The organism is Qipengyuania marisflavi (assembly GCF_005884405.1).
Lineage (GTDB): Bacteria > Pseudomonadota > Alphaproteobacteria > Sphingomonadales > Sphingomonadaceae > Qipengyuania > Qipengyuania marisflavi.
Genome location: NZ_VCAO01000002.1, coordinates 150741 through 165885 on the forward strand (window position 1 = coordinate 150741; position 15145 = coordinate 165885).

12 protein-coding genes are annotated in these 15145 nt (G+C 63.8%); all 12 read left to right on the forward strand.

What is annotated here, in order from left to right:
* The first annotated feature begins 18 nt into the window (after positions 1–18).
* The 12 genes from FEV51_RS05235 to ftsA are packed head-to-tail and all read left to right on the forward strand — an operon-like array spanning position 19 to position 15069.
* Complete coding sequence (locus FEV51_RS05235) at positions 19–1761, forward strand: peptidoglycan D,D-transpeptidase FtsI family protein (protein ID WP_138617246.1); 1743 nt, start codon at positions 19–21, stop codon at positions 1759–1761.
* The gene (locus FEV51_RS05240) at positions 1758–3236 is read left to right on the forward strand and encodes a UDP-N-acetylmuramoyl-L-alanyl-D-glutamate--2,6-diaminopimelate ligase (protein WP_138616678.1); all 1479 of its coding nucleotides are present in this window, start codon (positions 1758–1760) and stop codon (positions 3234–3236) included. Before FEV51_RS05235 ends, FEV51_RS05240 begins: the two co-directional genes overlap by 4 nt.
* Positions 3233–4699 (forward strand): UDP-N-acetylmuramoyl-tripeptide--D-alanyl-D-alanine ligase, encoded by a 1467-nt coding sequence (locus FEV51_RS05245; protein ID WP_138616680.1) that lies wholly within the window; start codon positions 3233–3235, stop codon positions 4697–4699. The genes FEV51_RS05240 and FEV51_RS05245 overlap by 4 nt, the downstream gene beginning before the upstream one ends.
* A gap of 17 nt (positions 4700–4716) precedes the next feature.
* Positions 4717–5787, forward strand: coding sequence for a phospho-N-acetylmuramoyl-pentapeptide-transferase (gene mraY / locus FEV51_RS05250; protein ID WP_138616682.1), 1071 nt, complete (start codon positions 4717–4719; stop codon positions 5785–5787).
* Positions 5784–7097 (forward strand): UDP-N-acetylmuramoyl-L-alanine--D-glutamate ligase, encoded by a 1314-nt coding sequence (murD, locus tag FEV51_RS05255; protein ID WP_138616684.1) that lies wholly within the window; start codon positions 5784–5786, stop codon positions 7095–7097. Before mraY ends, murD begins: the two co-directional genes overlap by 4 nt.
* Positions 7094–8359, forward strand: a complete 1266-nt coding sequence (locus FEV51_RS05260) for an FtsW/RodA/SpoVE family cell cycle protein (RefSeq protein ID WP_138616686.1) — start codon at positions 7094–7096, stop codon at positions 8357–8359. Before murD ends, FEV51_RS05260 begins: the two co-directional genes overlap by 4 nt.
* A complete protein-coding gene (gene murG / locus FEV51_RS05265; protein WP_138616688.1) occupies positions 8356–9552 on the forward strand; it encodes an undecaprenyldiphospho-muramoylpentapeptide beta-N-acetylglucosaminyltransferase in 1197 nt (398 codons plus the stop codon). The genes FEV51_RS05260 and murG overlap by 4 nt, the downstream gene beginning before the upstream one ends.
* On the forward strand, positions 9549–10961 hold the full coding sequence (gene murC / locus FEV51_RS05270) for a UDP-N-acetylmuramate--L-alanine ligase (RefSeq protein WP_138616690.1): 1413 nt from the start codon (positions 9549–9551) through the stop codon (positions 10959–10961). The genes murG and murC overlap by 4 nt, the downstream gene beginning before the upstream one ends.
* Entirely contained in the window at positions 10958–11923 is a 966-nt protein-coding gene (gene murB, locus FEV51_RS05275) for a UDP-N-acetylmuramate dehydrogenase (protein ID WP_138616691.1), read from the forward strand. Before murC ends, murB begins: the two co-directional genes overlap by 4 nt.
* Positions 11920–12882, forward strand: a complete 963-nt coding sequence (locus FEV51_RS05280) for a D-alanine--D-alanine ligase (RefSeq protein WP_138616693.1) — start codon at positions 11920–11922, stop codon at positions 12880–12882. Before murB ends, FEV51_RS05280 begins: the two co-directional genes overlap by 4 nt.
* A complete protein-coding gene (locus FEV51_RS05285) occupies positions 12875–13783 on the forward strand; it encodes a cell division protein FtsQ/DivIB (RefSeq protein ID WP_138616695.1) in 909 nt (302 codons plus the stop codon). Before FEV51_RS05280 ends, FEV51_RS05285 begins: the two co-directional genes overlap by 8 nt.
* Positions 13783–15069: a cell division protein FtsA gene (gene ftsA / locus FEV51_RS05290; protein WP_138616697.1), complete on the forward strand. Its 1287-nt coding sequence runs from the start codon at positions 13783–13785 to the stop codon at positions 15067–15069. Before FEV51_RS05285 ends, ftsA begins: the two co-directional genes overlap by 1 nt.
* Positions 15070–15145 lie beyond the last annotated feature (76 nt).

Consider the following 15145-nt stretch of genomic DNA (forward strand, 5'->3'; position numbering starts at 1 on the left):
ATGACCGGTTTCGGTCCGATGTTCGCACCGGCCGGACGCGCCGCGCCCGGTGCGGTCAGTCAGGCAGCGGTGGTTGGCCGAGTCAAACTGGTGACTCTGCGCCAGACCGCCATCGCGCTGGCCCGTTGGCGGGTGCTGTGGCTGGCGCTGGCCTTTGCCTTTATTGCGTTGATGGCGCTGCTGCGGATCGGCTATCTGGGCATGTCCGACCACGGCACCCGCGCCACGTCGCTGGCCGAGGCGCTGCTGCCTGCGCGCGGTGAAATCACTGATCGCCACGGTGTGCCGCTCGCCCGTGCCTTCCCCGCATACGCGCTGTGGTTCAATCCCGAAGCTTTGGGCGAAGGCGGTTCGCCGCTGGTTGGCGCGGCGGCTTCTGTTGCTGCCAAACTCAAATCGATTTTCCCCGATCTGGATGAGAAGCGCACTGCCGCGCAGCTGGTCTCTGGCAAGCAGGGCTATATCCGCCGCCGCGTCCTGCCCGAAGAAGCCAACAGGGTGCAGGAGATTGGCGAACTGGCGCTGGAAATGCCGATGGAGGCTGACCGCCACTATCCCCAAGGATCGATGGCAGCGCATGTGCTTGGCTATGTCGCCGCCGACGGCAAAGGCCGGGTGGGCATGGAGCAGGTGCTCAATGAGCGGCTGAGCGACCCCGCGCAGCGCGGCACGCCGGTAGCATTGTCCATCGACATGCGCGTACAGGGCGCGCTGGAAGACGAACTGGCGCGCGGCATGAAGCTGACTGACGCGCAGGGCGGCGCGGGCATCGTGCTGGATGTCGACACAGGCGAAGTGCTGGCGCTGGCCAGCCTGCCCGAATTTGATCCCAACAAGATCGACGCCAAGGGCCAGAGCCTGATGTTCAATCGCGTGACCAATCAGGTTTACGAGTTGGGCTCCACCTTCAAGCCGATCACTGTCGCCGCCGCCATCGACGCGGGCGTGGTCCGCGATTTTGGCAAGCGCTGGGATGCCGCCCCCATCAAGGTGGGACGCTTCACAATCAAAGACAGCCACCCGTTGGGCAATACGTTGAATGTTGCCGAAACCCTGATCCACTCATCGAACACGGTCACGGCCCGGATCGCCGATTCCCTCGGTCCGGCAAAAATGCGTCAGACTTTGATCGATCTGGGCATGAATGAACGGCCCTATATCGAACTGCCGGCCAAGGGCTTCCCGATCTGGCCGGGCGACAATTGGCCGCGTCTGCGCAATATGACGGTCAGCTATGGCCACGGTATTGCTGTCACGCCGCTGCATCTGGCCTCGGCCTATGGCGCGATGGTGAATGGCGGCATCTGGCGTCCGGCAACGCTGCACAAATTGGCACCGGGCGACGTGCCCAAGGGGCGCCGCGTGTTCAAGGCATCGACCTCCAGCCGGATGCGCCAGCTGCTGCGGATGATCGCGGTCTATGGTACGGGCCGCAATGCCAATGCACCGGGCTACCGCGTGGGCGGCAAGACCGGCTCGGCAGAAAAGCCCTCCGCTACCGGCTATCGCAAGAAGGCGCTGGTTTCGACCTTTGCCGCAGCGTTCCCGATGGACCGCCCGCGCTATGTCGTGATTGCCATGCTGGACGAGCCGCGCGGCACAGTGGCCTCCAGCTTCCAGCGCACGGCGGCGTGGAATGCCGCGCCCATCGTCGGGCGGCTGGTTCCGCGCATCGGCCCGCTACTGGGTGTGCAGCCCGATGACACGCGCGATGTCGATATTTCGGACCTCAAGCCGCTGGTTCCGGGGAAGCACGAATGAAGCTGGGCAAACTGTGCGCGGCTGCTGGATTGGCCTGTCCGTCTGGCGAGGACCAGGCCGTCACCGGCTTTGCCATCGATCACCGCAAGGTTGCGCCGGGCACCGTGTTCGGCGCGTTTCAGGGCACGCAGGTCAATGGCGAGGATTACATCGCCCCCGCCATCGCCGCCGGAGCTATCGCGGTGGTCGCCCGCGCCGAGGCTGTTGTCGAGGGCGCAGCACATATTGCTGTGGCACAGCCGCGCCAGACATTCGCGCAGCTGGCCGCCGGGTTCTTCACACCGGTGCCCGAACATATCGTCGCGGTGACTGGCACCAATGGCAAAACCTCCACCGCCGAAATGACCCGCCAGATCTGGCGCATGGCAGGCGAACGTGCGGCCAGCATCGGCACGCTGGGCGTCACTACGCCGGACGAGAGTGTTTCCACCGGGCTGACCACGCCCGACATCGTCACTTTCCTGTCGAACATGAGCGGGCTGGCACGCGAAGGCGTGACCCATGTTGCCTATGAAGCGTCGAGCCACGGCCTGTCGCAATATCGCAATGAAGGCGTTCCGGTGCAGGCCGCTGCTTTCACCAATTTCAGCCGCGACCACCTCGATTATCATACCGATATGGAGGATTATTTCACCGCCAAGATGCGGCTGTTTGGTGAAGTGGTCTCTGATGGTGCGACCGCTGTCGTTTGGTTGGGCGAAACCGATAGCGACTGGAACCGCCGCGCCGCCGATCATGCGCGCCAACGCGGCCTGACCTTGCTGACCGTTGGCGAGCAGGGCGAGGATATCCGCCTGACCAGCCGCAAACCCACGCAGCTCGGGCAGACGCTGACCGTCGAACACGCCGGACAGCAGCGCCAGATAACACTGCCGCTGATCGGCGCCTATCAGGTCGCCAATGCGCTGACCGCTGCTGGGCTGGCGCTGGCCACGGGCACCGATGCCAGTCTGGTGTGGGACGCAGTCGCGCGGCTCCAGCCCGTGCGCGGACGGCTGGAACGGGCGGTTATCGCGCCAAGCGGTGCGCCGGTCTATATCGATTACGCCCACACGCCCGACGCACTGGAGGCCGCCATTGCGGCCCTGCGTCCGCATGTTTCCGGACGGCTGATCACAGTCTTCGGAGCCGGCGGCGACCGCGATCATGGCAAGCGTGCGCCAATGGGCGCAGCGGCTGCCGGGGCGAGCGATCTGGTCATCGTCACCGATGACAATCCGCGCGGCGAAGATCCTGAGGAAATCCGGCGCCAGGTGCTTGAAGGCGCAGCAGGAGCAAGCGAAGTGGGCGACCGCCGCGCAGCCATCCGCACCGCTATCGCCGAGGCTGGGCGCGATGACATCGTGCTGGTCGCGGGCAAGGGACATGAAGTGGGTCAGATCATCGGATCGGGAGAAAACATGCAAGTGCTGCCCTTCGACGACGTCGAGGTCGCGCGCGAATGCGCTGCTGCCATTGCCAGAGGCGCGGCATGAGCGCCGCAATCCTGCGCCATCCCGCCTATCTGGAATGGCCCGCCGATCCGCGTGACCGGCTGCCGCTGACGCTGTGGGATGCCGCCAGCATTGCCGAGGCAGTGGGCGGCACCGCCAGCTGTGATTTCCAGGTGGCGGGCGTCGAAATGGACAGCCGCGACGTCGTCAATGGCGATCTGTTCGTGGCGCTGAGGGGCGAGGCGATGGACGGCCACCGCTTTGTGGACAAAGCTTTTGCCAATGGCGCCTCTGCTGCACTGGTCGATCGCCCTGTCGATAATCCGCATATTCTGGTCAAGGACACCGGTATTGCGCTGGAAGCATTGGCGCGGGCCGCGCGTTTGCGGACCAAGGCGACCATAATAGGGGTGACCGGATCGGTTGGAAAAACCGGCGTGAAAGAAGCGATTTTCGCGGGGCTGGAACGCGCCAGCCGCGGCGCGGCGCATCGTTCCACCCGCAGCTATAACAACCATGTCGGCGTTCCGCTCAGCCTGGCGCGGATGCCCGCGCGCAGCCGTTTCGGGATTTTCGAAATGGGTATGAACCATGCGGGCGAAATCGCGCGGCTGACCACGCAGGTTCGCCCGCATGTCGCGGTGATTACCACCATCGCGCCTGCACATATCGAAAACCTTGGCAGCGAAGAGGCGATTGCCGATGCCAAGGCTGAAATCGTTGCGGGGGTCGAACCGGGCGGGGTCGCAATTATTCCCGCCGACAGCCCGCATTTTGAACGACTGAGTAAGGCAGCACAGTCCGCCGGGGTACGTGTGGTCAGCTTTGGCCGGGCGCGCGGCGCGGATATGCGGCTGCTGGATTCTATCCCCAGCGCCAATGGCGGATCTCTGGTGACCTGCGAGTTTGATGGCGGGCGGCTGTGTTTCACTGTGGCCGAGCCGGGCGATCACTGGGTGATAAATGCGCTTGCTGTCATGGCAGCTGTGCGTGCGGCGGGCGGCGATATGGCCGCTGCCGGACTGGCGCTTGCCGAAATGGGCGGCCTGAAAGGTCGCGGCGCGCGTCACGGAATTGATGCGCCGGGCGGCAAGGCGCTGCTGATCGATGAAAGCTATAACGCCAATCCGGCCAGTATGCGCGCCACACTGGCGCAGCTGGGCCAGACCCCGTCGGCCCGCCGCATCGCGGTGTTGGGCGCAATGAAGGAATTGGGTGATTTCGCTCCGAAATTTCACGCCGCACTTGCCGAGCCTTTACTGGCCGCCGATGTCGATCTGGTGGTGATGGTGGGCGAAGAGATGCGCGCGCTGGCACGCGAATTGGGGAAACAGACTGCTCAGTCGCTTGGCAACACGATACGCTACGCCCATTGCAATACAGCCGACGAGGCAATCGAACTGCTGAATGACTTCGGGATCGTCGCTGGCGATGCCGTGCTGGTGAAAGGCTCCAATTCAGTCGGGCTCGGCAGGCTCGTGGATCACTTCACCCGCGCCCGCTGAGGGCGCCGAGAGGCTCAATGCTTTACCTGCTTGCCGAATGGTTGGATTTCGAAGGCCTCTCGAACCTTGTGCGGTATCAGACCGCGCGGGCCGGGGCCACGCTGCTTACCGCGCTGTTGATCGGGCTGGTCATCGGGCCGCGCTTTATCGATATGCTGCGGGTGCGACAGGGCAAGGGTCAGCCAATCCGCGAAGATGGCCCGCAAACCCATCTGGCCAAGGTTGGCACGCCGACAATGGGCGGGCTGATGATCCTGGTCAGCCTGTTCCTGTCGCTGATGCTGTGGATGGATTTGAAGAACCCCTTCGTCTGGGCCTGTCTGGCGGTCACCGGGGGCTTTGGCCTGATCGGCTTCCTTGACGATTATGACAAGGTGACGAAGGCCAGCCACAAGGGCGTATCGGCGCGCGTCCGTCTGCTGATGGAATTTGTCGTCGCAGGCATCGCCAGTTATATAATTGTCAGCCAGATCAACACTTTCCTCTACGTCCCCTTCGTCAATGACTTCGGAATCGAGATGGGGTGGTTCTATTATGTCTTTGCCGCCGTGGTGATGGTGGGCGCGGGCAATGCGGTCAATCTGACCGACGGGCTGGACGGGTTGGCGACCATGCCGGTGATCATTGCGGCAGGCACCTTTGCCGTGATCGCCTATCTGGTCGGACGCGTCGATTACTCCGAATATCTGGGCATCCCCTATGTTGAGGGTGCGGGTGAGTTGGCGATATTCTGCGCCGCTATCATGGGCGCGGGACTGGCCTTCCTATGGTTCAACGCGCCGCCTGCTGCGGTCTTCATGGGTGACACCGGCAGCCTGGCCCTGGGCGGCGCGCTGGGCGCGATTGCCGTGGCGAGCCATCACGAGGTCGTGCTTGCCATCGTTGGCGGGCTGTTCGTGTTCGAGGCTCTGAGCGTCATCATTCAGGTGTTCTGGTTCAAGCGAACCGGTCGGCGCGTGTTCCGCATGGCGCCGATCCACCACCATTTCGAACAATTGGGCTGGTCTGAAAGCAAGGTCGTGATCCGGTTCTGGATCGTCGCCATCGTGCTCGCGCTGATGGGGCTCGCCACGCTGAAGCTGAGATGATCACCTCGCCCGCCTTTTCGGGAAAACGCTATGCGGTGCTGGGCCTCGCGCGGTCGGGGCGGGCGGCGGTCGAGGCGCTGCTGGCAAGCGGAGCCGAGGTGCTGGCGTGGGACAATCGCGAGGAAGCGCGGCAGGCTTTCGCGGGCCGCGTGGAACTCGCCGATCCGGTTAAAACCGATCTGACCGGGTTTGCTGGCGTGGTGGTCAGCCCCGGCGTCCCGCTCAACACCCACCCGATCAAGCCCCATGCCTACAGCTTCGGCGTGCCGGTGATCGGCGATATCGAACTGTTCGCGAAGGCGAGGGCGGACCTGCCGCCGCACAAGGTCGTCGGCATCACCGGCACCAACGGCAAATCGACCACCACCGCGCTGGTCCACCATATCCTCAAGACCGCAGGCGTACCGACCACCATGGGCGGCAATATCGGCCTGCCGATCCTCGAGCAGGAGCCATTGCCCGAGGGCGGGGTCTATGTGCTGGAGCTGTCCAGTTACCAGATCGACCTGACCTATTCGCTCGATTGCGACGTGGCGGTGCTGCTGAACATCACGCCGGATCATCTGGACCGGTATGACGGGGATTTCGAGAAGTACGCTGCAGCTAAGGCTCGGCTATTCGAGATGCAGAGTCCCGGAAGCAAGGCACTTCTCTATGACGACCCTCGAGACGCGAGCGATGTTATCCTCTGGATGATGGATGACTTCGAGGACGGGGAGTGGCCGATTCTAGCGGACGTAATCGGTATGGTTCGAATTAGTTTGGATGGCCTGACGCTAGCTTCAAGCCTCCGAGGACCACATAATCACGCCAATGCCAGTGCCGCATTTTACACCGGCACGTATCTCGGGATTTCGGAACCGCAGATGGAGGCTGCCCTCCGCACCTATCCCGGCCTCCCGCACCGCATGGAGCGGGTCGCGGAAATCTCCGGCGTTGCCTACATCAACGATAGCAAGGGCACCAACACCGCTGCCTCCGCCCCCGCGCTGGCGGCGTTCGACAATGTCCACTGGATCGTCGGCGGTCTGGCCAAGGAGCAGGGGCTCGGCGAATGTGAAGCGCAACTCGGCCATGTCAAAGCCGCCTATACCATCGGCGCGGCGGGCGAGGATTTTGCGCGGCTCCTGGAAAACAGGGTGTCAATCAAGCGCTCGATAACGCTCGAACAGGCGGTGTTCGACGCTTCGAACGCTGCCGAACGCGGCGACACAATCCTGCTCTCCCCTGCCTGCGCCAGTTTCGACCAATATCGCGATTTCGAAGCGCGCGGTGACCATTTCCGCAGCCTTGTGGAGGCGCTCGCATGAGCACCGTGCAGCCCTATGTCCCCGGCAAGCGCCAGCCGATGCATATGCCGCGCCAGCGGCTGTCGCGGCTGTCCGAACTGAAAATCTGGTGGCGCGAGATTGACCGGGTGCTGCTGTTCCTGATCCTGCTCCTGATGACCTTCGGCACCGTCGCAGTTGCGGCGGCTTCCCCTGCCAGCGCGGGTCGTCTGTCGACATCGGCAACCACGCTCGACCCGCTGTATTTTTTCTACCGCCATATTGCCTGGCAATTTTTCGGTCTGATAGCGATGGCGGCGGCGTCGATGATGACACGGGAAAATGCCAGGCGATTTGGCGTGCTGGTCGCTGCGGCAATGCTGGGGCTGATGTTTCTGGTTCCCATCATCGGCGCGGAGGTCAACGGCGCCCGGCGCTGGATCAATTTGGGGATGCGTTTCCAGCCCTCCGAATTTCTCAAGCCCGCCTTTGCCATTACGCTGGCATGGATCATTTCGTGGCGGATGCGCGATGCGCATATGCCGGTTGTGGCCATCACTTCGGCGTTGACGGCGGTGGTGGCTATTCTGTTGATGATTCAGCCCAATCTGGGCGAGACCATTTTGATTGCGGGCGTGTGGTTCGTGATGATCCTGCTGGCCGGGGTGCCGATGAAGCGGATCGGCGCGCTGGCGGGCGGGGCGATGGTGGGGCTGACCGCTGCCTATTTCCTGTACGACAATGCGCGCCACCGTATCGATGCGTTTCTGGGCGGCGGCACGGCCTATGACCAGGTCGATCTGGCCAGCCGCACCTTGCTGGCGGGCGGCTGGACCGGAGCGGGATACGGGCTGGGTATCCGCAAGATGAGCCTGCCCGAAGCGCATACCGATTACATCTTCAGCGTGATTGGCGAGGAATTCGGCCTGATCGCCTGCGGTTTTGTGGTGCTGCTGTATCTGGCGATCATCACCCGCGTGCTGATGCGGCTGGTGGAGGAGGATGATCTGTTCGCGCTGCTCGCCGGGGCCGGGCTGACCGCGCTGCTGGGCGGGCAGGCATTTATCAATATGCTGGTCAATCTGCAGCTGTTCCCGTCCAAGGGCATGACGCTGCCGCTGGTCAGCTATGGCGGGTCATCCACCATCGCGGTTTGCCTGACCGTCGGGCTGCTGGTCGCAGTGACCCGGCGCAACCCGTTTTTGAAAACCAGCACTTCGGGACTTGGCGACAGGCTGGGTTTAGGGCAACCGCGGGCGATGAACGATAAACCGGGCAGCATCATACGCGAGGTTACGCCGTGACCACCGCGAACCGCCATTATGTATTGGCCGCAGGCGGCACCGGAGGCCATCTGCTGCCGGCCTTTGCGCTGGCGACCGAGCTGGAGCGGCGCGGGCATCATGTCGCGCTGATCACCGATGAACGCGGGGCGGAGATTCCGGGGAAGCCCGATTTCCTGCCCGCACATGTCCTGCCTGCGGGCCGGTTTCGCAAGAACCCGCTGCATTGGTTCAAGGGGCTGTCCGCCGTGCTGGAAGGGCGCCGCATGGCGATGCGGCTGTTCGAAAGCTTCCAGCCCAGCGCGGTGGTCGGCTTTGGCGGCTACCCCTCGCTGCCTGCACTGCTGGGCGCGACGTCGGCGGATATTCCCTGTGTCATCCATGAACAGAACGCGGTGCTGGGCCGGGTCAACCGGCTGTTGTCGGGCCGCGTGCAGGCCATCGCCACCGCCTATCCCGATATCGAGCGGCTGAAACCGCGCCATCAGGAAAAGGTCCATCTGGTGGGCAATCCGGTGCGTGCTGGCGTGTTGACGCTGCGGGACGAACCCTTCCCGGCATTTGGCGAAGACGGCGTGCTGCGCGTGCTGGTGACCGGCGGCAGTCAGGGCGCGCGGATATTGTCCGAAGTGGTGCCTGACGGCCTTGCCATGCTGCCCCCCGCCTTGCGCCAGCGGTTGCAGGTGACGCAGCAGTGCCGTCCCGAAGATCTGGACGCGGTACGCGCGCGCTATCGCAATCACCAGATCCCCGCCGAGCTGGCGACCTATTTCGAGGATATGGCCGCGCGGCTGGCTGACGCGCATCTTTTCATTGGCCGTGCGGGTGCATCAACCATTGCCGAGCTGACTGCGGTTGGCCGCCCGGCGATCCTGATCCCGCTGCCCATCGCCACCGACGACCATCAGGCTGCCAATACGCGCGAAATGGTCAAGGCAGGCGGCGCGCGGATGATCCGGCAGGAACGCTTTACCGGCAAGGAATTGGCCAAGCAGATCATGGCGCTTGCCGATGATCCCCAAGGTCTCGCAAATGCGGCCCATGCGGCGTGGAATTGCGGGCGGCCCAAGGCGGTGCAGGACCTTGCCGATCTGGTCGAAAGTTTTGGCGGCGCAGATCTGATGGATGTCATCCGCGTCGGCGGCAATAATGAACGCGGCGCGTCGCAGGGCGCTCCTGCCGGACAAGGCGCAGCGCGGGAGGCGAGCAAGTGAAGGGTGTCGGCACCGATATCGGAACCATCCATTTCGTCGGCATTGGCGGGATCGGCATGTCGGGCATTGCCGAAGTCATGCACAATCTGGGCTACGCCGTGCAGGGTTCGGACATTGCCGAGGGGCCGAGCGTGGAACGGCTGCGCGGGCGCGGCATCCCGGTGATGATCGGCCATGCTGCAGGGAATGTGGACGGGGTGGCGGTGGTCGTCACTTCAACGGCGGTGCGCCGCACCAATCCCGAAGTCGCCTGCGCACTGGAAAACCGTATTCCTGTGGTTCGACGCGCGGAAATGCTGGCCGAGCTGATGCATCTGAAATCGACCGTCGCGGTGGCCGGTACGCATGGCAAGACCACCACCACCAGCATGATCGCCGCGCTGCTCGATGCCGGGAATATCGACCCGACCGTGATCAATGGCGGGATCATCGAACAATATGGCTCCAACGCGCGGCTGGGCGACAGTGAGTGGATGGTGGTCGAAGCCGATGAAAGCGACGGCAGCTTCCTGCGGCTCGACGGGACCATTGCGGTGGTCACCAATATCGATCCCGAACATCTCGACCATTACGGCGATTTTGACGGGGTAAAGCGCGCCTTTGTCGAGTTCATCCACAATGTCCCCTTCTACGGGGCTGCAATCCTGTGCGTCGATCATCCTGAAGTGCAGGCGGTGATCGGCCAGGTCCGCGATCGCCGCGTGGTCACCTATGGCTTCTCGCTCCAGGCGGATATCTGCGGTGTGAATGTGCGGCCCAGGGATGGCGGCAATGCTTTCGACGTGGTGGTACGCCAGCGGGGCGAGGAAGACCGCAGGATCGAAGGCGTGCATCTGCCCATGCCCGGCCGCCACAATGTCCAGAACGCGCTCGCCGCGATTGCCGTGGCGATCGAGATGGGCTGTTCGGACGAGGTTATCTGCAACGGCTTTGCCAGTTTCAGCGGCGTGCGGCGGCGCTTTACCAGAGTGGGCGAAGTTGCCGGTGCAGCGATCATCGATGATTACGCGCACCACCCGGTGGAAATCCGCGCCGTGCTGTCCGCCGCGCGCGAAAGCGCCAGAAACCGCGTGATCGCTGTGGTGCAGCCGCATCGCTACACCCGGCTGCGCGATCTGATGGATGATTTCCAGACCTGCTTCAACGAAGCGGATCAGGTCTATGTCACCCCGGTCTATACCGCAGGCGAGGACCCGATTGAGGGTGCCGACGCCGCGTCGCTGGTGGCGGGGCTGAAATCGCGCGGCCACCGTTCCGCCGCCACGATTGCCGATCAGGCCGATCTGGCAACAACCTTGGCCGGGGAACTGGCCGAGGGCGATGTTGTCGTCTGTCTTGGCGCGGGCGACATCACCAAATGGGCCGCCGCTCTTCCCGATGCGATTACAGCGCAGTTGGACGCGGCATGAAGCAGCTGGGCGAAATTCCCCGCCGCGATAATGGCGAAGCGCCGTTTGCCGAAACCGCGGGTAAATCGCGCACTCCGGTTTCGACCAAGGGGCTGCGCGGGACGCTGACGCCGCAGGCGCCGCTGGCGAAACTGGTGTGGTTCAAGGCGGGCGGGAAGGCTGACTGGCTGTTCGAACCGGCCGATATGGACGATCTCCAGCTGTTCCTCGAACGGCTGAATAACGATCTGCCCGTGATGGCTCTGGGGCTGGGTTCCAATTTGATCGTGCGCGATGGCGGGGTGCCCGGCGTGGTGATCAAGCTGGGCAAGCCGTTTGCCGAAATCGAAATCCGCGATGACAATGTGCTGGCCTGCGGGGCGGGCGCACACGGTATTCTGGTGGCCAGTGCCGCGCGCGATGCGGGCATTGCGGGAATGGAATTCATGCGCGGTATCCCCGGCACGGTCGGCGGCTTCGTGCGGATGAACGGCGGTGCCTATGGCCGCGAGGTGGCCGATGTGCTGACCGATTGCGATGTCATCATGCCCAATGGCCGGGGCCACTGCCTGACCGCGCGCGAGCTGGGCTATTCCTATCGCCATTCCGAGCTGCCCGCCAACGCCGTGGTCATCGCCGCGCGCTTCAAGGGCGTGCCCGGCGACCCCGAGGCAATCGGCGCGAAAATGGACCGCATCGCCGCTGCGCGCGAGGAGGCGCAGCCGCTGCGCACCAAGACCGGCGGATCGACCTTCAAGAACCTGCCCGACCGCAAGGCGTGGCAATTGGTCGATGATGCCGGGTGCCGCGGGCTGACACTGGGCGGCGCTCAGGTGAGCGAGAAGCACACCAACTTCCTGATCAACACCGGCGATGCCACCAGCGCCGATATCGAAGGGCTGGGCGAAGAAGTCCGCCGCCGTGTCTATCAGAAATCGGGCGTCGCGCTCGATTGGGAAATCCAGAGGGTCGGCAGGCCATGAACGCACTCCCCAAACTCCATGTCGCGGTCCTGATGGGCGGCTGGGCCAATGAACGGCCCGTTTCGCTGATGTCTGGCGAGGGTGTTGCCGAGGCGCTGGAGCAGCGCGGGCACCGGGTCACGCGGATCGATATGGACCGGCAGGTGGCTGCACGCATTGCCGAGGCTGCGCCCGATGTCGTGTTCAACGCGCTGCACGGGGTGCCGGGGGAAGACGGGACGGTGCAGGGCATGCTCGACCTGATGGGCGTGCCCTATACGCATTCCGGCCTCGCCACCTCGGTAATCGCGATCGACAAGCAGCTGACCAAGCAGGCGCTGGTGCCGCATGGTATCCCGATGCCCGGCGGGCGGATCGTGCATAGCGAGGAACTGTATCAGCACGACCCGCTGCCGCGTCCCTATGTGCTTAAACCCGTCAATGAAGGCAGCTCGGTCGGCGTGGCGATTGTCACTGACGAGGGCAATTACGGCAATCCCATTGCACGCGATACGGCGGGGCCGTGGCAGGAATTTTCCGAGCTGCTGGCCGAACCCTTCATCAAGGGCCGCGAGATGACCACCGCCGTGGTGGATTTTGCCGATGGGCCGCGCGCGCTGGCGGTGACCGAGCTGAAGCCCAAGAGCGGCTTTTACGATTTCGACGCCAAATATACCGATGGCATGACCGACCATATCTGCCCCGCAGAAATCCCCGGGCATATCGAGCAATTGTGCCTCGAAATCGCGCTGAAGGCGCATAAGGTGCTGGGCTGCCGGGGCTGTAGTCGCACCGATTTCCGCTGGGATGATGAGCAGGGCGAAGACGGCTTGTTCGTGCTGGAAACCAACACCCAGCCGGGCATGACCCCGCTCAGCCTGGTGCCCGAACAGGGGCGCTTTGCGGGCATGGAATATGCCGATACCGTCGAAGCGATCATCGCGGCGGCCATGCGGCATTTCGAGGCTAAGGATGGCTAAGGTCAGCCGCAAACCCCAAGGCGTTCGGCGATCTGCCGCAGCGCGCAGCCGCAGTCAGAAGGCGCGCGCGGCGCGTCGCCACACGCATTCTTTGCTGGATCAGGCAATGGCCGCGCTGCCGTTCACCGAAGAGCAGTGGAACAAGTTCTTCCTGTTGCTGATCGTCGGCATCGCTTTGGCGCTGGCGTGGACCGTGGCAAGTTTCGCCGGGGTGCCCGAAATGGCGCGGGTGCAGCTGGCGCAATCCGCCTCGCGTGCGGGTTTCGAGGTCAGCCGGGTGCGCGTGTCCGGGGTCGAGCGCATGAACGAGCAGTTGGTGTATGAGCGCGTCCTGTCGGAACAGGATCGCCCGATGCCGCTGGTCGATCTGAAGTATGTGCGCGAGAGGCTGCTCGAATTGCCATGGGTCGCCGATGCGCGCGTATCGCGCCAGCTGCCCGACACGCTGAAAATCGATATTGTCGAGCGTGTCCCGCACGCCGTGCTGCGCAAGCCGGGGCGGCTGATGCTGGTCGATCGTCAGGGTAATGAACTGGAACCGATCTCCGCCAAGGCTGCCAAGGGCAAGCTGCTGATCGAAGGGCCGGGCGCGCAGAAACAGGTCGATGAGCTGGGCAAATTGCTCGATGCCGCGCCCGCGCTGAAACCGCGCATCGCCTCTGCCGAATGGGTGGGCAATCGCCGCTGGAATCTGATCTTCGAAACCGGCCAGATGCTCGCGCTGCCCGAAGGTGATGCAGGATCTGCGGCGCTGGTGAAATTTGCCAAGCTTGACGGGATGCACCGGCTGATCGGCGGCAAGCCTGTGGCCATCGATATGCGCGTGCCCGATCGCGCCTATCTGCGCTGCAAGGACGGTCCGTGCCCCAAGCAGCTCGCCGCCAATGGACAGGCCGAATAATGGCCGCGCCGCTTCCCCGCATCAGCCGTGTGTTCGGGGCGGTCAATATCGGCTCGTTCCGCGTGTCGGCGATGATCATGGGGCTGGCCGATGGCGGCGAGATGGTGGTGCTGGGATCAAGCCACCGCGCCAGCGAGGGGATCAAGCGCGGCTATGTCACCGATATGCGCGCCGCGACCCACGCGATCCGCACGGCGGTGGAAAAGGCGGAGGCCAATGCCAACACCAGCATCTCAAGCGTGTGGATCGGCTGCGCGGGGGCAGGGCTGTCCAGCAAGATTTCCTCGGTAGAGATCGCCATTGGCGGCCGCCGCATCGAGGAAGATGATATCGAGCACCTGCTCTATGCCGCGCGCGATCATATCCAGCCCGACGGCAAGATGGTGCTGCACGCGCAGCCGGCGCATTACACGCTGGACGGGGCGCATGGCGTCGCAAATCCCAAGGGCCTCCATGCCGAGGCGCTGGGGGTCGATATCCATGTAACGCTGGCCGAGGGTCCACCCATCCGCAATCTGATCGAGGCAGTGCAGAACGCGCATCTTGATGTCGAAGGCGTGGTCGCCAGCCCGCTGGCCGCCGCTTATGCGTGCCTGTCTGCCGAAGAGCGCGAGCTGGGTGTGGCGCTGATCGAAATCGGTGCGCAGGTCACCAATGTCTCAGTCCATGCGGGCGGGATGCTGCTGGGCCTGAAATCGGTAGCGGTCGGATCGAACGATATCACCGATGCTATCGCGTCGAATCTGGGTATCCGCCGCAGCCAGGCCGAGCGGCTCAAATGCGTCGCCGGTTCGGCCATTGCCACGCCCACCGATCACCGCGAAATGATCGCCGTCAACGCGCCGGGTGACGAGGCCAGCGGCCCGCTGGCCCGCGGCGCGGACGAGCAGAACCGCATTGCCCGTGCCGAGCTGGTATCGGTCGTCACCGACCGGCTGGGCGTGCTGACCGCTGAAATTGCCAAGGGTCTCAAGGCGCTGGGCTTTTCTGGCGCGGCAGGCGGGCAAGTCGTATTGACCGGCGGCGGCGCAGAATTGCACGGCATTGCCGAATTCATGCAGGGCGCGCTGGGGCGGCCAGTACGCATCGGCAAACCGCCTGTGTTGACCGGTCTGCCAGAAGCCCATGCAACGCCCGGATTTGCTACGCTGGCGGGGCTCTGCCTCTATGCTGCGGAAGATCCGGTGGACATCCGCTCGGTCGGTCCACGCCATCAGCCAACCCGTCGCTATTCGGGTGTCGGATTGGTCAATCGCGTGGTTCAGGCGGTGAAAGAGTATTTTTAGCCGGTGCCGCAATCGTCAACGCCGCGTTTAGGCATTGTGGATAAGGCAACATTCCCTTTGCACCATCGATTCGCTT